Here is a 17,620-nt window from a genome sequence, read left to right on the forward strand (position 1 = left end):
AGCGCCCTACTGCGTTGAGGCCCTGCATTATCCGCTTACCCCAGAAAAGCGGTCAACTATTGTGCGAGGTCCAGGCTCTCCGGCAGCTCCAACGGTCGCTGCCCGTCCTTGAGGTGACACAGGCGCCCTTCGATCTGCGCACCCATGGCCATCTCCATCAGGCCGTAATAGAGGTTGCCGCGCACCCGTGCTCGGGCACCGAGCTCCAGATGCTCGCTGGCGTGCACGTCGCCGATTACCTCGCCGTCTATCACTATATGGGGGGCGCGGATCTCACCTTCAACCTGCCCCTCGACACTGACCCGCACCATGCCGTCGCCGGTCTGCACATTGCCGTTCATCCGCCCGTCTATCTGCACCGCCCCCTGAAAGCGCAGGTCGCCGCAGAGCTCGGCCCCCGTGGCAATCAGGCTGGTCTTGCCACTGAAACGCTGCAGGTCGGTCTTGCTCTTGTCTTTACTCCACATCGGGGATTCTTACTCTTCTTCGATCCATTTGAATGTACGCTCCAAGGGCTTCTCGCCTTTGACTTCGGCGCGCACCCTGACCTGACGCGGCTCGAAGCCCTCAGGTAACTTCAGCTCGGCGAAGCGTCCCGCCTCGGGAATCGCCTGGAAGTGCTTGAAGGTGAAGGCAATCACCTGCTCGCTCAACGGGTCGGGCAGGCCCTGGGTCAGGGCCGCCAATTCCAGACTGACATCCTTGCCGCCCTGCCGCCCCTCCACGGTCACCCGTAACTGGCCCTGCAACGGCTTGTCATCCTTGCCCACCCGGCTGAGCAGCAGTTTGTAGCGGAAATGTCGCGGCCTGTCCGTGGCCTGCAACTCAAAGGCGCGAATGCGCAGCCCTTCGCGACGGCTGGCCGGCGCCAGCACCCCCTTGTAGAAGGCCAGGTCCTGCTGCTGCTTGAATATCTGCTCCTCGAGCAGCTTGATGGTCAGGCGGTTCTGCTCGTTGGCCTGCTGGGCGACCTTCTCCCCGCTACTGGCCAGCGCCAGGCTCTGTCGGAGCTGATCGATTTCACGCGCCTGCTCGCCCAGACGGGCCTGCAGTGCCTTGTGCTCGGCCATGAAGGCCTGAGTGCTGCGGGCCTGCCACCAAGCACCGCCATAGAAGGCGGCAGGCACCGCTAGGATCAGCAGCAACAGGGTCAGGCGCACCCACCCGGCGCGACGGGGGGCGCTCGGGCGGACCTCCCAACCGGCCATCAGGGCAACAGGGCCGCGTGCGCCAGACCGAGGCGCTCGTCCAGGTCGAAGAGGATGTTCATGTTCTGCAGGGCCTGGCCGGAGGCGCCCTTGACCAGGTTGTCGATCACCGACAGCACCACCACCAGGTCGCCGTCCTGCGGCCGATGCACGGCGATACGGCAGACGTTGGCGCCGCGCACGCTGCGGGTTTCAGGATGGCTGCCGGCCGGCATCACGTCGACGAAGGGTTCGTTGGCGTAACGCTGCTCGTACAGCGCCTGCAGGTCGACCGAGCGATCCACCACGGTGGCGTACAGAGTCGCGTGGATGCCGCGGATCATCGGCGTCAGGTGCGGCACGAAGGTCAGCCCCACCTCGCCGCCAGCCGCGCGGCGCAGGCCCTGGCGGATCTCCGGCAGATGGCGGTGACCCTTGACCCCGTAGGCCTTCATGCTCTCGCCGGCCTCGCTGAACAGCGAGCCGACGCTGGCGCCCCGGCCGGCGCCACTGACCCCGGACTTGCAGTCGGCGATCAGCGTCGAGGCATCGGCCAGGCCGGACTCCAGCAGCGGAATCAGGCCGAGCTGGGCGGCAGTCGGGTAGCAGCCCGGCACGGCGATCAGCCGCGCCTGCTTGATCGCCTCGCGATTGACCTCCGGCAGGCCGTACACCGCCTCGGGCAACAGGTCCGGCGCGCCATGGGGCTGGCCGTACCACTTGGCCCACTCCACGGCATCCTGCAGACGGAAGTCGGCGGACAGATCGATGACCTTGGTTCCGGCCGCCAGCAGCTCGCCGGCCAGGGCATGGGCCACGCCATGGGGCGTGGCGAAGAACACCACGTCGCAGGCGCCCAGAGTCTTCACGTCCGGCACGCTGAAGGCCAGATGCGGGTAGTGGCCGCGCAGATTCGGGTACATCTCATCGACCCGCACGCCGGCCTCGGAGCGCGACGTGATGACCTCGACGCGTGCCTGCGGGTGCTGCGCCAGCAGACGTAACAGCTCGACCCCGGTGTACCCCGTGCCGCCGACGATACCGACCTTGACCATCACTTGCCCCTTGCGAAAAAGCCATTGGAAAGCTGCCGATGATAAAGCCGCATCGGCCAGGGGCCAACCGCCGCGGGTGACTCAAGCGACGACGACCTCTACTATCTGGGCTGTTTATTTCTCGAGGCTATAAGCATGCTCTATCTGTGGCTCAAGGCCCTGCACATCATCGCCATGGTCTGCTGGTTCGCCGGGCTGTTCTACCTGCCACGTCTGTTCGTCTACCACGCCATGAGCGAGGACGACGCCAGCCGCGAACGTTTCTGCGTGATGGAGCGCAAGCTGTACCGCGGCATCATGCTGCCGTCGATGGTCGCCACCCTGGTGTTCGGCATCTGGCTGCTGAGCCTCAACGCCGGCGCCTATTTCGCCCAGGGCTGGATCCACGCCAAGCTCGCCTTGGTGGTCCTGCTGATCGGCTACCACCATGTCTGCGGCGCCCAGCTCAAGCGCTTCGCCCGTGGCGAGAACCGCCGCAGCCATGTGTTCTACCGCTGGTTCAACGAGGCGCCAGTGCTGTTGCTGGTCGCCATCGTCGTGCTGGTGGTGGTCCGTCCGTTCTGACTCCACCCCTCAGCCCTAAGGTGTCGCCATGCCCTTGCCCGCCCTGCTCGAACAGCGCCTGCGCCTGCCGGTGGTCGCCGCGCCCATGTTCCTGGTGTCCAACCCTGCCCTGGTGCTGGCCTGCTGCCGCAGCGGCATAGTCGGCAGCTTTCCGGCGCTGAACCAGCGCGAGAGCAGCGGCTTGCGGGGCTGGCTGGAAGAGATCGCCGGCGGCCTGGACGAAACCGCCGCCCCCTATGCGGTCAACTTGATCGTGCACGGCAGCAACCCGCGCCTGCAGGCCGATCTGGCGATCTGCGTCGAGCAGCGGGTCCCCATCGTCATCACCAGCCTCGGCGCGGTGAAGGAGGTGGTCGACGCGGTACACAGTTACGGCGGCCTGGTGTTTCACGACGTGACCACTCGGCGCCATGCGGAGAAGGCCGCCGCCGCGGGGGTCGATGGCCTGATCGCGGTGGCCGCGGGCGCCGGTGGGCATGCCGGCACCTGGAGCCCATTCGCCCTGATCGCCGAGATTCGCCAGTTCTTCGACAAGACCCTGCTGCTCGCCGGCTGCCTCAACCATGGCCACGAGATTCTCGCGGCCCAGCTGCTCGGCGCCGACCTGGCCTACCTCGGCACGCGCTTTATCGCCACCCACGAGAACGGCGCCAGCGCGGACTACAAGCAGATGATCCTCGATGCCCAGGCCGCCGACATCATCCATACCCCGGCGGTGTCGGGGGTACCGGCCAGTTTCATGCGCCAGAGCCTGGAGCGGGCCGGCTACGATATGGCGCGGCTGCGCAACCGGGGCGAGATCGACTACGGCGAGAAGCTCAAGCCGGTCGACGACGAAGCCAGGGCCTGGAAGACCGTGTGGTCGGCCGGCCAGGGGGTCGGCGCTATCGCCGACCTGCCGACAGTCGAGGCACTGGTCACGCGCCTGGACCATGAGTACCGTGTGGCCCATCGCCAGGCGCAGCAGCTGCAACCGCGCCGCCCCGGTTGAGGCGGCGCCGGCCGTCTGCTCGCCCAGTCCTCTGCTACAAGGCGCCAGGCAGCGGCTCAGACTCTGCTCTAGGCTGCTTGGTTAGCGGCCCGCCCGCCCCACACCAGTGGCGCCTCTTCTCTCTGATAACGACAAGGAAGCTCACATGACCCAAGCCCGCTTCAAGATCGTCTTCGACGGCGAACTGATGCCCGAGATGGCACTGGAGACCGCCAAAGACAATCTCGCTCGCCTGTTCAAGAGTGATCGTACGCGGATCAACAGCCTGTTCAGCGGCAGCACCATCGCCATCAAGCGCAACCTGCAGGAAAGCGAGGCCGATCAGTACCTCGCCGCCCTGCATCGCGCCGGCGCCAGGGCGCGCAAGGAGCCCGACCCGGGTGCCAGCCTGAGCCTGGTTGAGATCAACACGCCGACAAGCGCGGCTGCCGAACCCGCCCACATGAGCTGCCCGAAATGCGGCCAGCAACAGCCCAAGGCCGCCGAGTGCATGGCTTGCGGCATCGTCATCGCCAAGTACCAGGCCCGCCAGGCCTCGCTCGCCGAACAGCAGAGCGCCGCGCCGGCGGCTCCTGCGGAGGCCGCGGCCAACAGCCCCTATGCCACGCCGCAAGCCAAGGTGGCCGAAGCCTTGCCGCCGGTCGGCGAATTGAATGTCTTCACCCTCGACGGCCGCATCGGCCGCTTGCGTTACCTGGCCTGGTCGCTGGTACTGACGTTGGCCTTCGCCGGAGTCATGGCCGTGGTGGCCATCGCCGCCAGCATTTCCGACATCCTCGGCGGCCTGCTCGCCATCGGCGTGGTGCTCGGCATGCTGGTGGTCAGCGTGCAGATCGGCGCGCAACGCCTGCACGACATCGGCTGGAGCGCCTGGCTCCTGTTGCTGAACCTCGTGCCCATCGTCAACAGCCTGTTCTGGATCCTGATGCTGGTGGTCCCGGGCAGCACCGGCGCCAACCGTTACGGCCCACCGCCACCGGCCAACAGCCTCGCGGTCAGGGTGCTCGCCGGCCTGTTCCTCACCCTGTTGATCGGCAGCCTGCTGAGCCTGTTCCTCGGCGGCTTCGCCATGCTCGGCCTGGCCCTGAGCGGCCTCGAACTGGGCGCCCTGGACACCCCGGCGCCCTGACCGCCCGCCTCGGCGCCCGCACTCTTTGCTGGCGCCCTCCCTGGGCGGCGATAATATAGCGGCCGCCCAGGCAACCCGGCGCCAGCGCCGTGGTCAAAACCGCCCGCCCCCTCCCGGAGAACAGCCGATGCCCCGTTATGCCCTGATCACTGGCGCCTCCAGCGGCATCGGCCTGGCGCTGGCCGAGGCCCTGGCGCGTCGCGGGCGCAACCTGATCCTGGTGGCCCGCCGGCGCGCGGCGCTGGAGAGCATCGCCCAGGAACTGAGCCAGCGCTTCGCCGTGGAGGTGCTGTTCCGCACCTGCGACCTGAGCCAGCCGCTGCAGGTCTCCGGCTTGCTGCATGAGCTGGAGCAGAGCGGCCGCCGCATCGACCTGCTGATGAACAACGCCGGCCTGGGCACCTCGGGCGCCTTCGTCGACCTGGACTGGAGCCGCGAGCAGCAGCTGATCGAGGTGAACGTCCTCGCCCTGGCCCGCCTCTGCCATGCCATCGGCCATGCCATGGCCGACCAAGGCGGTGGACAGATCCTCAATGTCGCCTCGCTCGCCGGGTTCCAGCCGGGCGCCTGGATGAGCAACTACTACGCGAGCAAGGCCTACGTGCTGCATTTCTCCGAGGCCCTGCGCGAAGAGCTCAAGCCACGCGGCGTCAGCGTCTCGGTGCTCTGCCCGGGGCCGACCCGCAGCGCCTTCTTCCGCAACGCCGGGCTCGACAGCCGCCCACTGGAAGGCGGCAAGCTGCTGATGAGCGCCGAGGAGCTGGCCCTGCACACCGTCCGCGCCCTGGAGAAGAAGCGCGCGCTCATCATCCCCGGCTGGCGCAACCGCCTGCTGGCCCGGTTGCCGCGCCTGGCGCCACGCGGACTGGTGCGCCTGGTCACGGCACGCATCAACCGCCGCTTCCTGCGTGGCGCGCGCGCCTAAGCCTCAGCCGTTGGCATTGACCGTGCGGCCGCTGGCCCAGGCCCGCAGCGCGGCGAGGCCCTCGGCCATCACCACCGACAAGGGTGCGGTACCCTGGATGGCCTGCAGCAGCAGGAGCTGATCGACCGCCTGCTGCTGCGCCTGGGCGGCATACAGGGCGCTGACCACCACCTGCTCGATCTCGGCCCCGGAAAACCCCTCGCTGGCCACCGCCAACAGGTCCAGGTCGAAACCACTGGCGTCCAGCTCGCGACGGCCCAGGTGGATGCGGAAGATCTCCGCACGCACCGCCGCATCGGGCAGGTCGACGAAGAACAGCTCGTCGAAACGCCCCTTGCGCACCAGCTCCGGCGGCAGGCGGTCGATGGCGTTGGCGGTGGCGACCATGAACACCGGGGCCTTGCGCTCGGCCATCCAGGTCAGCAGGGTGCCGAGCACGCGCTGGCTGACGCCGCCGTCGTGGTCGCCACTGGCCAGCCCCTTCTCGACCTCGTCCATCCATAACACGCAGGGTGCCATCTGCTCGGCCAGTTTGAGCGCCTCGCGCAGGTTGCGTTCGGTCTCGCCGAAGAACTTGTTGTACAGGCAGGCGAAATCCAGGCGCAGCAGCGGCAGGCCCCACATTCCGGCCACCGCCTTGGCCGCCAGGCTCTTGCCGCCGCCCTGCACGCCGACCAGCAGCACGCCCTTGGGCAGGTCGACGCCGCGCCCCTCGATAAAGACGCCCCGGCGCTCGCCCAGCCAGCGCTTGAGGTTCGCCAGCCCGCCGACCTCGGCGAAGCGGGCGGTGTCGTACTCGAAGCTCAGTACGCCCTCCAGGTCGAGCAGTTGGAACTTGGCCTTGTTCAGCTCCGGCAGATCCTCCTGGGTGATGGCGCCGTCGTCGCAGATCAGGTTGCGCGCCAGGCTACGGGCCTCGCCATGGCTCAGGCCCCGCAGGTTCTTCACCACCTGCTGCAGGGTCCGGTTGTCGGTACGCACCCGGGCGTTGCGGTTCTGCTCGCTCCAGCGCGCCGCCTCCTCGCGCACGATACCCAGCAGCTCGTCCTCGGACGGCAGCGCCAGGCTGAAGCGGGCGGCGTGGCGCTGCACCTCCGGCGGCAATTTGCAGGCGTGGGAAACCAGCACCAGGGTCGGCTTGTGCAGACCGCTGCCGAGAGCGATTTCCTTGAGCAGACGCACCAACCTGGGATTGTCATCGAGAAAGGGGTGCAGGTCGCACATCACATACAGGTTCGGCTGCGGGTCGGCCTTGATCAGCCGCAATGCGGCCTCCGGCTCCTGGGTCGCGCCTTCGCCCAACGTCTCGCCGCCGAAGCCCAGACGCTGCAGGCCTTCGGTCACCGACCAGGTGTGCAGCCCCAGGCCGCGCTTGACGGCCAGACCGGTCAGGGTCTCCAGCACCCGCGGCTCGTCCCAGGACTCGATGAGGATCAGCTTGACCTTGGAATCGAGCACCAATCCCAGGTCGTGAATATCGTTCTTCACTCAGGCTCCTTGTGCACTGGCCGAGGCAAAACTGCCTGGTTAAACTCGGATTACATCAAACGGGCCGGGAGACTGCCCCATGGACTGTCTGTTCTGCAAGATCGTCGCCGGGGAGATACCCGCGCGCAAGCTCTATGAAGACGACCAGCTGTTCGCCTTTCACGATATCGGCCCCCAGGCGCCGGTACACTTCCTGGTGATCCCGAAGCAGCACATCCGCACCCTCAAGGACCTCGAGGAGGCGGACAAGCCCCTGCTCGGCCACCTGGTTTTCACCGCCCAGCGCCTGGCCCGCGAGCAGGGCTGTGAGGAAGGCTTCCGCCTGGTGATGAACTGCGAGGCCCAGGCCGGCCAGAGCGTGTTCCACATCCATATGCACGTGCTCGGCCAACGGCCGATGCACTGGCCGCCAGGCTGATTCGCCCCAGGCCCAGCCGGCTGCGACGATCCGCCTGCGGCCTGCGCTCGACCAATGGGGTAAACTGCCCCGCGTTGCCCACGCCGGAGGTCCCGATGACCAACGATCGTCACTACTCGCCCGTCGACCGCCTGCTGCTGCAGGCCGACATGGCCCTGCGCACCCTGCTGCCCTTCAGCGGCCAGCCCAGTCGGCCGTCGCCGGCCATCGTGCAGAACGAGACCGAGCTGGATGCCGAGCAGGCCCGGCATATCGCCGGTCTGATGCGCATCAACCACACCGGCGAAGTCTGCGCCCAGGCGCTGTACCAGGGCCAGGCGCTGACCGCCAAGCTGCCGGAGGTGCGCGCCGCCATGGAGCATGCCGCCGACGAGGAAATCGACCACCTGGCCTGGTGCGAACAGCGCATCCGCCAGCTCGGCAGCCAGCCCAGCGTGCTCAACCCGCTGTTCTACGGCCTGTCCTTCGGCGTCGGCGCGGTCGCCGGGCTGATCAGCGACCGGGTCAGCCTGGGCTTCGTCGCCGCCACCGAGGACCAGGTGGTCAAGCATCTGGACGAGCACCTGCAACAGCTGCCGCCCGCCGACGAGAAGTCCCGGGCGATACTCGAGCAAATGCGCGAGGACGAGGCCCAGCACGCCACCAGCGCGCTGGAGGCCGGCGGCCTGCGCTTCCCCGCGCCGGTGAAGCTGGGCATGACCCTGCTGTCCAAGGTGATGACCAAGAGTACCTACCGCATCTAGATCTGCGGACAACAAAAAGGGCGCCCGAGGCGCCCTTTTTGTTGTCCTGGCCGAACGGTCAGTGCGGCATGTTGCGTGCGTAGAAGATCTCCAGCATCTCGTGGCGCAGACGCTCTTCGACCTGCAGGCGCTGTTCCGGCGTCAGGTTGCGGGTGGCGTCGCCGAACAGGTAGTTGTCCAGGTCGAAGTCCTTGAGCAGCATCTTGGTGTGGAACAGGTTCTCCTGGTACACGTTGACGTCGGTCATCTGGTACGCCGCCTGAGTGTCGTCGGAGAGGTAGTTCTGGATCGAGTTGATCTCGTGATCGATGAAGTGCTTCTTGCCGTCCACGTCGCGGGTGAAGCCGCGCACCCGGTAGTCGACCGTGACGATGTCCGAGTCGAACTGATGGATCAGGTAGTTCAATGCCTTGAGCGGCGAGATCAGGCCGCAGGTGGACACATCGATGTCCACGCGGAAGGTGGCGATGCCCTCGACCGGGTGGATCTCCGGGTAGGTGTGTACGGTGATGTGGCTCTTGTCCAGATGCGCGAGGATGGTCTCGGGCAGCGGGCCGGGCGACTCCTCGATCTGACTCTCCGTCGGCTCCACCGGTTGCTCGGAAATCAGGATGGTCACGCTGGCGCCTTGGGGATCGTAGTCCTGGCGGGCGATGTTGAGGATATTGGCGCCGATAATGTCGACAACATCGGTGAGAATCTGGGTCAGGCGCTCGGCATCGTACTCTTCGTCGATGTACTGCACGTAGGCCTGCTGATCTTCCGCGGTTTCCGCGTAGCAGATGTCATAGATGTTGAAGCTCAAGGTCTTCGTCAGGTTGTTGAACCCGTGGAGCCTGAGTTTGCTTTTCATCACCGTTGGAACTCTCTTTGGTGGATGCGGCCAGGCCGCGTGATCGAGCATGCCCGTCAGCTGCAGTGAGCGCAGCCGCGTAGGACGATTAACACCTCTTCGCACTGGCGATTTTGGTTATCCGTTCGAGACGTATGACGCCCCGAAAAATGGGGCGCCATTATGCAGATGGCGTCCTTCGGCCGCCAGAGTGTGGGCGATGAAAATGATGAAAGGATGTCAGCCCAACTCGACGATTTCATAGGCATGGCTGATCTCGACGCCGGCACGGCCGAGCATGATCGAGGCCGAGCAGTACTTTTCCGCCGACAACTCGACCGCGCGCTTGACCTGGGCCTCCTTCAAGCCGCGGCCCTTGACCACGAAACGCAGATGGATCTTGGTGAACACCTTGGGCTCCTCGGTCGCGCGCTCGGCCTCGACGAAGGCCTCGCAGCTCTCCACCGCCTGCCGGGATTTCTTCAGGATGCTGACCACGTCGAAATTGCTGCAACCGCCCAGGCCGAGCAGGAGCATCTCCATCGGGCGCACCCCCAGGTTGCGTCCACCGCTCTCCGGCGGGCCATCCATCACCAGCGCATGGCCGCTGCCCGACTCGCCGAGGAACAGGGCTTCGCCGGCCCACTGAATGCGCGCTTTCATTACCAAGCCTCCGCTGTTAAAAGGGAGGCAGCTTAGCACAGCGGGCTTCCGGGTCCGACAAGCGGGCCTGGGCGCGGAAGTTCCCTCGACAGATGTTAGGTAAGTCGCAAAAACGGTCCAGAGCCCACCATGTTTGTTAAGCTGGCGCCGGATTACTGGCACACTGATGCCGGATGACTAATAAGAAATTGCCTGTCAGACAAGGGCTTACCTTTTTATCTTCGGGACTCGGGCATGGTCGCAATTACCCTCACACCTAAAATCAAGAATCTCGACAAGCTCCTCGCACACTGCCACCGCCGCCGCTACACGGCGAAAAGCACCATCATCTACGCGGGTGACCGCTGCGAAACCCTGTTCTTCATCGTCAAGGGCTCGGTCACCATCCTGATCGAAGACGACGACGGCCGCGAGATGATCATCGCCTACCTCAATGCCGGGGACTTCTTCGGCGAAATGGGCCTGTTCGAAAAGGACGGCGCCGAGAAGGAGCGCAGCGCCTGGGTACGGGCGAAAACCGAGTGCGAGGTGGCGGAGCTCAGCTACGCCAAGTTCCGCGAACTGACCCAACAGGACCCGGACATCCTCTACGCCCTCGGCAGCCAGATGGCCGAGCGCCTACGCGCCACCACGCGCAAGGTGGGCGACCTGGCCTTCCTCGATGTCACCGGCCGCGTCGCCCGCACCCTGCTCGACCTGTGCAAGCAGCCGGACGCCATGACCCACCCCGACGGCATGCAGATCAAGATCACCCGCCAGGAAATCGGCCGTATCGTCGGCTGCTCGCGGGAGATGGTCGGCCGCGTGCTCAAGTCCCTGGAGGAACAGGGCCTGGTGCACGTCAAGGGCAAGACCATGGTGGTATTCGGCACGCGCTGAACGCTGCGCGCATAAAAAAGCCGGCGCATGCGCCGGCTTTTTTATGTCTCGCTGTCAGTCCACGTCCGCCTGGGCAATCACCCGTTTGCGCTCGGGGAAGAACAGCCGCTCCAGCTCGGCGCCGGGACTTTCCGCACGCATGAACGCCTCGCCGACCAGGAAGGCATGCACCTCGTTGATCGCCATCAGTTCGACGTCGGCGCGGTTGAGGATGCCGCTCTCGGTCACCACCAGGCGGTCGCGGGGAATCCGCGGCAGCAGGTCGAGGGTGGTTTCCAGGCTGACCTCGAAGCTGTGCAGGTTGCGGTTGTTGATCCCCACCAATGGCGTATCCAGGGTCTTCAGCGCGCGCTCCAACTCGTCGCCGTCGTGCACCTCGACCAGCACGTCGAGCTCGAAGGCCTTGGCGGTCGCCGCCAGCTCGGCCATCTGTGCGTCAGCCAGCGCCGAGACGATCAGCAGCACGCAGTCGGCGCCCAGGGCCCGGGCCTCGACTATCTGGTAGGGGTCGATCATGAAGTCCTTGCGGATCACCGGCAGGGCGCAGGCGCCGCGGGCCTCCTGCAGGTAGCGGTCGGCGCCCTGGAAGAAGTCCACGTCGGTCAGCACCGACAGGCAGGTGGCGCCGCCGGCCTGGTAGCTCCGGGCGATCTCGGCCGGCACGAAGTGCTCGCGCAGCACGCCCTTGCTCGGCGAGGCCTTCTTGATCTCGGCGATCACCGCCGGTTGCTTGCGTTTGGCCTGCTCCAGCAGTGCCCGGGCGAAGCCGCGGGGGGCATCGGCGCCGCGGGCTTCGCGCTCGAGCTCGGCGAGGCCGACCACGGCGCGGCGCGCGGCGACTTCCTCGACCTTGCGCGCCAGAATCTTCTCCAGAACCGTTGGGATGCTCACCCTTCATTCTCCTGTTTGAACACCGCGGTGAAGGACACCAGTTCCTGCAGCTTTTCCCAGGCCAGGCCGGTATGCAGGGCGTCGTGGGCCAGGCTCACGCCCTCTTTCAGGCTGCCGGCCAGGTCCGCCGCATAGAGCGCCGCGCCGGCATTGAGCACGATCATGTCGGCGGCCTTCTGCCCGGCCTCGGTGGCGCGCTTGCTCAGGGCGTCGCGGATCAGCGCCAGCGAGGCCTGCGGCCCCTCCACCGCCAGGCCGATCAGGCTCTGACTCTTGAGCCCGAGGTCCTCGGGCTGCACCTGGTACTCGTTGATCTCGCCGTCCTTCAGCTCGGCGACATGGGTCGGCGCGGCCAGGCTGAACTCGTCCAGGCCATCGCGCGAGTGCACCACCAGGATATGCCGGCTGCCCAGGCGCTTGAGCACCTCGGCCAGGGGCCGACAGAGGGCCTGGCTGAACACGCCGACCACCTGGTGGCGGACGCCGGCCGGATTGGTCAGCGGGCCGAGCATGTTGAAGATGGTGCGCAGGCCCAGCTCGCGGCGCGGCCCGGCGGCGTGCTTCATCGCCGCGTGATGCACCTGGGCGAACATAAAGCCGACGCCGACGCTGTCGATGCAGCGCGCCACCTGCTCGGGCTTGAGGTTGAGGTAGATGCCGGCGGCCTCCAGCAGGTCGGCGCTGCCGCTCTTGCCGGACACCGCGCGGTTGCCGTGCTTGGCCACCTTGCCGCCGGCGGCGGCGACCACGAAGCTGGCGGCCGTCGAGACGTTGAAGATGTTCGCCCCGTCGCCGCCGGTGCCGACCACGTCGACCACGTGCTCCAGGCTGGCCAGCTGTACATGGCTGGCCAGCTCGCGCATCACCGAGACGGCGCCGACTATCTCGTCGATGCTCTCGCTCTTCATGCGCAGGCCCATGAGGAAGGCGCCGATCTGTGCGTCGCTGCACTGGCCGGTCATGATCTCGCGCATCACGTCCTGCATTTCCTCGGTGGACAGGTCGAGCTGGCCGACCACCCGGTTGAGGGCTTCCTTGATGTTCATTGGCGCACGCCTCCTTGTTGCTTGAGGAAGTTGGCGAAGAGCTCATGGCCCTGCTCGGTGAGGATGGATTCGGGGTGGAACTGCACGCCCTCGATGTTCAACGTCCTGTGGCGCAGGCCCATGATCTCGTCGAGCGAGCCGTCCTCCAGCTGGGTCCAGGCGGTGACCTCCAGGCAGTCCGGCAGGCTGTCGTGCCTGACCACCAGGGAATGATAGCGGGTCACCGTCAGCGGCATGTTGAGGCCGGCGAACACCCCCAGGTGCTCGTGGAACACCGGGCTGGTCTTGCCGTGCATCACCTGACGCGCGCGCACCACCTGGCCGCCGAAGGCCTGGCCGATGCTCTGATGGCCCAGGCAGACGCCGAGGATCGGCAGCTTGCCGGCGAAATGCTCGATCACCGCCAGGGACACGCCGGCCTCGGTCGGCGTGCAGGGGCCCGGGGAGACCACGATGCGCTCGGGCTGCAGCGCCTCGATCTCGGCGACGCTCAGCTCGTCGTTGCGGATGACGTGCACATCCGCCCCCAGCTCGCCGAGGTACTGCACCACGTTGTAGGTAAAGGAGTCGTAGTTGTCGATCATCAGCAGCATGGTAGGACTCCTTATTCGGTTGTCTGTTCGGCGAGGGCGACGGCGCGGAACATGGCACGGCGCTTGTTCAGCGTCTCCTCCCACTCCAGCGCCGGCACCGAGTCGGCGACGATGCCGGCGCCGGCCTGCACGTGCAGCTCGCCGTCCTTGATCACCGCGGTGCGGATGGCGATGGCGGTGTCCATGTTGCCGTTCCACGCCAGGTAGCCCACCGCGCCGCCATAGACGCCGCGCTTGACCGGCTCCAGCTCGTCGATGATTTCCATGGCGCGAATCTTCGGCGCCCCGGACAGGGTGCCGGCCGGCAGGATGGCGCGCAGCGCGTCCATGGCGCTCATGCCGTCCTTCAGCTGACCGGTGACGTTGGAGACGATGTGCATCACGTTGGAATAGCGCTCGATCACCATCTTCTCGGTGAGCTTGACGCTGCCGGTGCTGGAGACGCGACCGACGTCGTTGCGCCCCAGGTCGATCAGCATCAGGTGCTCGGCCAGCTCCTTGGCGTCGGACAGCAGGTCGTCTTCCAGGGCCCGGTCGGCCTCGTCGCTGGCCCCCCGCGGGCGGGTGCCGGCGATCGGCCGCACCGTCACCAGGTTGTCCTCGACCCGCACCAGCACCTCCGGCGAGCTGCCGACCACATGGAAGTCGCCGAAGTTGAAGAAGTACATGTAGGGCGTCGGGTTGATGCAGCGCAGCGCCCGGTACAGGTCGATCGGCGCGGCCTGGAAGGGGATCGACATGCGCTGGGAGATCACCACCTGCATGCAGTCGCCGGCCAGGATGTAGTCCTTGATCGCACCGACCGCCCGCTCGTAGTCCTCGCGGCTGTAGCTGGAGCGGAAGGCCGGCTCGGCGCCGGGCGGGGCGTTGAGATCGACCCCCAGGCGCGGAACTATCGGCTGGCGCAGCTTGTGCAGGATGGCCTGCAGCTGGGCCTGGGCCTGCTCGTAGGCCGCCTCCTGCTGCGGGTCGGCGAGGACGATGGCGTGCATCTTGCCCGCCAGGTTGTCGAACACCACCACGGCGTCGGAGACCATCAGCAGGATGTCCGGCGTGCCCAGGGGGTCGGGGTTGACGCCGCCGGCCAGCTTGGCCTCGACGTAGCGCACGCTGTCGTAACCGAAGTAGCCCACCAGGCCGCCGTTGAACCGTGGCAGGCCCGCCAGGGTCGGCACCTTGTAGCGCCCCTGGAACTCTTCGACGAAGGCCAGCGGGTCGGCGCAGACCTGGTGCTCGGTTTCCACCCCGTCGACACTGATGCGCACGTCCTGGCCATGCACGCGCAGCACGGTGCGCGCCGGCAGGCCGATGATCGAGTAGCGCCCCCACTTCTCGCCGCCCTGCACCGACTCGAGCAGGTAGGTGTTGGCCTGGTCGGCCAGTTTCAGGTAGATCGACAGCGGCGTGTCGAAGTCGACCAGGGTTTCGCAGGCAAGCGGAATGCGGTTATAGCCGGCAGCGGCCAAACGCAGGAATTCTTCGCGGGTCATGATCAGCCTCGTGGCTTGAGGTAAAACGGTCGAGTGCAAACGCGCCGCCTAGGCGGCCAGAATCGGGTCAGAGGCGCCAGCGCCAGCGGGCCAGGGCCTTGATGATTTTCATCCCGGCTCGGGCGAGCCAGAGTCTGCAGGTAACCACCACGGGGTCTCTTGGGCGGGGATCGAAGTCCGGCCACACTAGCGCAGGCGCCAGGCCGAATCAACCCGAACGGCCCGCCCCTCACCGGGCTGCGGGAACCGCCTCAGGAGGCGACAGCAGCTGGCGCAGATCGTCCAGCACCCGCAGCGGCTCTTCCTCGGCGATCGGCCGGCCATGGTTGTAGCCGTAGCTCAGCGCCACGCAGGGCACCTCGGCGGCCCTGGCCGCCAGCACGTCGTTGCGTGAGTCGCCGACGAACAGGGCGCGGTCCGCGTCGACCCGCGCCAGGCGCAGCACATGCCGCAGCGCCGCCGGGTCGGGCTTCTGCTGGGGCAGGGTGTCGCCGCCGACTATCCAGCGGAAGTAACTCCCCAGGCCCTTCTCATCCAGCAGCGGCGCGACGAAGCGCTCCGGCTTGTTGGTGACGATTGCCAGAGGGATGTCCTGCGCGCGCAGCCAGTCGAGGGTCTGCGTCACACCGGGGTAGACCCGGGTCAGCCCGTGACTCTCGGCATAGGCGGCCATGAACAGCTCCAGCGCCTGCTCGGCCTCCGCCTCGCCTACCCGCTCGTGCTGCAGGCCGCCGGCCAGGGCGCGGCGCACCAGCACCCGGGCGCCATTGCCGACCCAGTCGCGCACCCGCGCCAGGCCGGCCGGCGCGCGCCCCAGACCGAGCAGGGCCTGGTCCACCGCGGCGGCCAGGTCCGGCACCGAGTCCACCAGGGTGCCGTCCAGGTCGAACATCACCAGCTCCGGCAGCTGCCCGGCGAACAGCTCGCGCAGGAGGCTCACGCGCGGACCTGGGCCAGTTCGGCGCGCATGGCGTCGATCACCGCCTTGTAATCCGGCTGATTGAAGATCGCCGAACCGGCGACGAAGGTGTCGGCGCCCGCCGCGGCGATCTCGCGGATGTTCTGCACATTGACCCCGCCATCGATCTCCAGGCGGATCGCGCGGCCGCTGGCATCGATCAGCTTGCGCGCCTCGCGCAGCTTGTCGAGGGTACCGGGGATGAACTTCTGCCCGCCGAAGCCCGGGTTGACGCTCATCAGCAGGATCATGTCGACCTTGTCCAGCACGTGTTTGAGGCAATCCAGCGGTGTCGCCGGGTTGAACACCAGACCGGCCTTGGCGCCGCCGTCGCGAATCAGCTGCAGGGAGCGATCGATATGCTCGGATGCCTCGGGGTGGAAGGTGATGTAGCTGGCACCGGCCTCGACGAAGTCGCCGATGATGCGATCCACCGGCTTGACCATCAGGTGAGCATCGATGGGCGCGGTGATGCCGTACTTGCGCAGCGCCGCGCAGACCATAGGACCGACGGTCAGGTTGGGCACGTAGTGGTTGTCCATCACATCGAAGTGGACGATGTCGGCGCCGGCGGCGAGGACGTTATCCACTTCCTCGCCCAGGCGGGCGAAGTCGGCGGAAAGGATCGACGGAGCGATGGCGAAGGGTTGCATGGCGCACCTCAGGGCATACACGAAAGGCGCGCATTGTAGCAGCCCAGGCCGGCGCGCAAAGCCGCACCTGGCGCCTGACATACCCCCTGCAAACCGCTAGGCTGAGCGCCGTAACCGCCGCCGGAGAAAAGCCATGCCCCTGCACCCCGCCAGCCTTGCCTTGAGCCTGCTTCTGCTAGGGGTACACGCCCAAGGCGACGAGCAGTCGGACGCAAGCACTGCACCCGCCCCGACTGAGGAGCGTGCGCCCTTGCTCGAGCGCAGCCAGGTCGATGCCCGTGCCCTCGAACGCCGACTGCGGGCACAGGAGCAACAACACTTGCAGACGGATGCCGAGGCGTTTCTCGCCCTCTGGCTGCCGGCCAATACGAGCGAGCCACGCGGAGTGGTGATTCTGCTGCCGGGCGACGACGCCAGCGCCGACGCGCCGCGCAGCGTCGGACCGCTGCGGCGCAAGCTACCGGATGCCGGCTGGCACAGCCTGAGCCTGAGCCTGCCCGACGCCCTGAGCGACCTGCCGCCCCCCGCGCAGGCGAGCGTCCCTGTACAGGACGATAACCCGGTGGAAGCGGCGGCGGTCGACGACACCGACGACGCGCCCCTCGAGGCCACCCCCTCCGCCGAGCTTGGCAATGCAGAACCATCGAGCGACGCGCCCGCACCAGCAGCGACGAAAGACCCGCGCCAGGCCCACGCCGCTCGGGTGCTGGCGCGCATCGAGGCCGCCATTGCCTTTGCCGAGCGCCAGCAGGCCAAGCCCCTGATCCTCCTCGGCCACGGTAGCGGCGCTTACTGGGCCGCGCACTACCTGGCCGAACGCGGGCCGACGAAGATCCGCCACCTGCTACTGGTAGCCGCCGAGCGGCCCGAGGGCTTCAGCCCCGGACTGGCCGAGCTGATACCCGGCCTGCAACTGGCCACCGGCGACTTCTACTACAAGGGACTGACGCATGATCGCGATGCCGCCCTCGAACGCCTGCAAGCGGGCAAGCGCCTGAAGCATCCGAGCTACACCCAGGTGGCCCTGACCCCGCTGCCCGGCGCCCCTGCCACGGAACAGGAACAGCTGTTTCGACGCATTCGCGGCTGGCTCGAACGCCAGCGATAGAGTCGCC

Annotated in this window: 20 protein-coding genes; 8 read left to right on the forward strand and 12 right to left on the reverse strand. The window is 67.0% G+C overall.

Features of this window, described 5'->3' with window-relative positions; all coding sequences use genetic code 11:
- Positions 1-56: 56 nt before the first annotated feature.
- From SBP02_RS18130 to argC, 3 genes are read right to left on the reverse strand one after another with little or no spacing between them, the layout of a single operon-like run.
- The gene (locus SBP02_RS18130; RefSeq protein ID WP_318643794.1) at positions 57-467 is read right to left on the reverse strand and encodes a bactofilin family protein; all 411 of its coding nucleotides are present in this window, start codon (positions 465-467) and stop codon (positions 57-59) included.
- A 9-nt stretch (positions 468-476) separates the two neighbouring features.
- A complete protein-coding gene (locus SBP02_RS18135) occupies positions 477-1,208 on the reverse strand; it encodes a DUF6776 family protein (protein ID WP_318643795.1) in 732 nt (243 codons plus the stop codon).
- Positions 1,208-2,242 (reverse strand): N-acetyl-gamma-glutamyl-phosphate reductase, encoded by a 1,035-nt coding sequence (argC, locus tag SBP02_RS18140; RefSeq protein ID WP_318643796.1) that lies wholly within the window; start codon positions 2,240-2,242, stop codon positions 1,208-1,210. The genes SBP02_RS18135 and argC overlap by 1 nt, the downstream gene beginning before the upstream one ends.
- A 135-nt stretch (positions 2,243-2,377) precedes the next feature.
- Between argC and hemJ the strand changes: the two genes are divergently transcribed.
- The 4 genes from hemJ (at position 2,378) to SBP02_RS18160 (ending at position 5,851) form a co-directional block, all read left to right on the forward strand.
- The gene (hemJ, locus tag SBP02_RS18145; protein WP_318643797.1) at positions 2,378-2,806 is read left to right on the forward strand and encodes a protoporphyrinogen oxidase HemJ; all 429 of its coding nucleotides are present in this window, start codon (positions 2,378-2,380) and stop codon (positions 2,804-2,806) included.
- A gap of 28 nt (positions 2,807-2,834) precedes the next feature.
- Complete coding sequence (locus SBP02_RS18150) at positions 2,835-3,797, forward strand: NAD(P)H-dependent flavin oxidoreductase (RefSeq protein WP_318643798.1); 963 nt, start codon at positions 2,835-2,837, stop codon at positions 3,795-3,797.
- Positions 3,798-3,942: 145 nt separating this feature from the next.
- Positions 3,943-4,926, forward strand: a complete 984-nt coding sequence (locus SBP02_RS18155) for a DUF805 domain-containing protein (RefSeq protein ID WP_318643799.1) — start codon at positions 3,943-3,945, stop codon at positions 4,924-4,926.
- 127 nt (positions 4,927-5,053) lie between these two features.
- Positions 5,054-5,851, forward strand: coding sequence for an SDR family NAD(P)-dependent oxidoreductase (locus SBP02_RS18160; RefSeq protein WP_318643800.1), 798 nt, complete (start codon positions 5,054-5,056; stop codon positions 5,849-5,851).
- Between the two features lie 3 nt (positions 5,852-5,854).
- Here SBP02_RS18160 and SBP02_RS18165 read toward each other — a convergent pair whose 3' ends face one another.
- A complete protein-coding gene (locus SBP02_RS18165; RefSeq protein ID WP_318643801.1) occupies positions 5,855-7,339 on the reverse strand; it encodes an AAA family ATPase in 1,485 nt (494 codons plus the stop codon).
- A 79-nt stretch (positions 7,340-7,418) separates the two neighbouring features.
- Between SBP02_RS18165 and SBP02_RS18170 the strand changes: the two genes are divergently transcribed.
- Together SBP02_RS18170 and coq7 are read left to right on the forward strand one after the other, a co-directional pair.
- Positions 7,419-7,757: a histidine triad nucleotide-binding protein gene (locus tag SBP02_RS18170; protein WP_318643802.1), complete on the forward strand. Its 339-nt coding sequence runs from the start codon at positions 7,419-7,421 to the stop codon at positions 7,755-7,757.
- 95 nt (positions 7,758-7,852) lie between these two features.
- A complete protein-coding gene (gene coq7 / locus SBP02_RS18175) occupies positions 7,853-8,500 on the forward strand; it encodes a 2-polyprenyl-3-methyl-6-methoxy-1,4-benzoquinone monooxygenase (protein ID WP_318643803.1) in 648 nt (215 codons plus the stop codon).
- A 58-nt stretch (positions 8,501-8,558) separates the two neighbouring features.
- Here the strand turns inward: coq7 and speD are convergent, their stop codons facing one another.
- On the reverse strand, positions 8,559-9,353 hold the full coding sequence (gene speD, locus SBP02_RS18180; RefSeq protein ID WP_213641524.1) for an adenosylmethionine decarboxylase: 795 nt from the start codon (positions 9,351-9,353) through the stop codon (positions 8,559-8,561).
- Positions 9,354-9,572: 219 nt separating this feature from the next.
- The gene (locus SBP02_RS18185) at positions 9,573-9,995 is read right to left on the reverse strand and encodes an OsmC family protein (RefSeq protein WP_213641525.1); all 423 of its coding nucleotides are present in this window, start codon (positions 9,993-9,995) and stop codon (positions 9,573-9,575) included.
- Positions 9,996-10,229: 234 nt separating this feature from the next.
- Between SBP02_RS18185 and crp the strand changes: the two genes are divergently transcribed.
- Positions 10,230-10,874, forward strand: a complete 645-nt coding sequence (gene crp, locus SBP02_RS18190) for a cAMP-activated global transcriptional regulator CRP (RefSeq protein ID WP_318643804.1) — start codon at positions 10,230-10,232, stop codon at positions 10,872-10,874.
- 54 nt (positions 10,875-10,928) lie between these two features.
- On the opposite strand, the gene trpC is transcribed toward crp, so the two are convergent.
- From trpC to rpe, 6 genes are all read right to left on the reverse strand, one after another.
- On the reverse strand, positions 10,929-11,765 hold the full coding sequence (trpC, locus tag SBP02_RS18195) for an indole-3-glycerol phosphate synthase TrpC (protein ID WP_318643805.1): 837 nt from the start codon (positions 11,763-11,765) through the stop codon (positions 10,929-10,931).
- Complete coding sequence (gene trpD / locus SBP02_RS18200) at positions 11,762-12,811, reverse strand: anthranilate phosphoribosyltransferase (RefSeq protein ID WP_318643806.1); 1,050 nt, start codon at positions 12,809-12,811, stop codon at positions 11,762-11,764. Before trpD ends, trpC begins: the two co-directional genes overlap by 4 nt.
- Complete coding sequence (locus SBP02_RS18205) at positions 12,808-13,404, reverse strand: aminodeoxychorismate/anthranilate synthase component II (RefSeq protein WP_318643807.1); 597 nt, start codon at positions 13,402-13,404, stop codon at positions 12,808-12,810. Before SBP02_RS18205 ends, trpD begins: the two co-directional genes overlap by 4 nt.
- An 11-nt stretch (positions 13,405-13,415) precedes the next feature.
- Positions 13,416-14,894, reverse strand: coding sequence for an anthranilate synthase component I (gene trpE, locus SBP02_RS18210; RefSeq protein WP_318643808.1), 1,479 nt, complete (start codon positions 14,892-14,894; stop codon positions 13,416-13,418).
- A 229-nt stretch (positions 14,895-15,123) separates the two neighbouring features.
- Positions 15,124-15,834 (reverse strand): phosphoglycolate phosphatase, encoded by a 711-nt coding sequence (locus tag SBP02_RS18215; protein WP_404824342.1) that lies wholly within the window; start codon positions 15,832-15,834, stop codon positions 15,124-15,126.
- Entirely contained in the window at positions 15,831-16,505 is a 675-nt protein-coding gene (gene rpe, locus SBP02_RS18220) for a ribulose-phosphate 3-epimerase (RefSeq protein WP_318643809.1), read from the reverse strand. Before rpe ends, SBP02_RS18215 begins: the two co-directional genes overlap by 4 nt.
- 133 nt (positions 16,506-16,638) lie before the next feature.
- On the opposite strand from rpe, the gene SBP02_RS18225 reads away from it, so the two are divergent.
- A complete protein-coding gene (locus SBP02_RS18225; protein ID WP_318643810.1) occupies positions 16,639-17,613 on the forward strand; it encodes an alpha/beta hydrolase family protein in 975 nt (324 codons plus the stop codon).
- Positions 17,614-17,620 lie beyond the last annotated feature (7 nt).

The sequence above is a fragment of the Pseudomonas benzenivorans genome, assembly GCF_033547155.1.
GTDB classification, from domain to species: domain Bacteria; phylum Pseudomonadota; class Gammaproteobacteria; order Pseudomonadales; family Pseudomonadaceae; genus Aquipseudomonas; species Aquipseudomonas benzenivorans_B.

Excerpts from the sequence above, each read along its gene's own strand:
- SBP02_RS18130 (WP_318643794.1), bottom strand. The coding sequence starts at position 467 with ATGTGGAGTAAAGACAAGAGCAAGACCGACCTGCAGCGTTTCAGTGGC.
- SBP02_RS18135 (WP_318643795.1), bottom strand. The coding sequence starts at position 1,208 with ATGGCCGGTTGGGAGGTCCGCCCGAGCGCCCCCCGTCGCGCCGGGTGG.
- argC (WP_318643796.1), bottom strand. The coding sequence starts at position 2,242 with ATGGTCAAGGTCGGTATCGTCGGCGGCACGGGGTACACCGGGGTCGAG.
- hemJ (WP_318643797.1), top strand. The coding sequence starts at position 2,378 with ATGCTCTATCTGTGGCTCAAGGCCCTGCACATCATCGCCATGGTCTGC.
- SBP02_RS18150 (WP_318643798.1), top strand. The coding sequence starts at position 2,835 with ATGCCCTTGCCCGCCCTGCTCGAACAGCGCCTGCGCCTGCCGGTGGTC.
- SBP02_RS18155 (WP_318643799.1), top strand. The coding sequence starts at position 3,943 with ATGACCCAAGCCCGCTTCAAGATCGTCTTCGACGGCGAACTGATGCCC.
- SBP02_RS18160 (WP_318643800.1), top strand. The coding sequence starts at position 5,054 with ATGCCCCGTTATGCCCTGATCACTGGCGCCTCCAGCGGCATCGGCCTG.
- SBP02_RS18170 (WP_318643802.1), top strand. The coding sequence starts at position 7,419 with ATGGACTGTCTGTTCTGCAAGATCGTCGCCGGGGAGATACCCGCGCGC.
- coq7 (WP_318643803.1), top strand. The coding sequence starts at position 7,853 with ATGACCAACGATCGTCACTACTCGCCCGTCGACCGCCTGCTGCTGCAG.
- speD (WP_213641524.1), bottom strand. The coding sequence starts at position 9,353 with ATGAAAAGCAAACTCAGGCTCCACGGGTTCAACAACCTGACGAAGACC.
- SBP02_RS18185 (WP_213641525.1), bottom strand. The coding sequence starts at position 9,995 with ATGAAAGCGCGCATTCAGTGGGCCGGCGAAGCCCTGTTCCTCGGCGAG.
- crp (WP_318643804.1), top strand. The coding sequence starts at position 10,230 with ATGGTCGCAATTACCCTCACACCTAAAATCAAGAATCTCGACAAGCTC.
- trpD (WP_318643806.1), bottom strand. The coding sequence starts at position 12,811 with ATGAACATCAAGGAAGCCCTCAACCGGGTGGTCGGCCAGCTCGACCTG.
- SBP02_RS18205 (WP_318643807.1), bottom strand. The coding sequence starts at position 13,404 with ATGCTGCTGATGATCGACAACTACGACTCCTTTACCTACAACGTGGTG.
- trpE (WP_318643808.1), bottom strand. The coding sequence starts at position 14,894 with ATGACCCGCGAAGAATTCCTGCGTTTGGCCGCTGCCGGCTATAACCGC.
- rpe (WP_318643809.1), bottom strand. The coding sequence starts at position 16,505 with ATGCAACCCTTCGCCATCGCTCCGTCGATCCTTTCCGCCGACTTCGCC.
- SBP02_RS18225 (WP_318643810.1), top strand. The coding sequence starts at position 16,639 with ATGCCCCTGCACCCCGCCAGCCTTGCCTTGAGCCTGCTTCTGCTAGGG.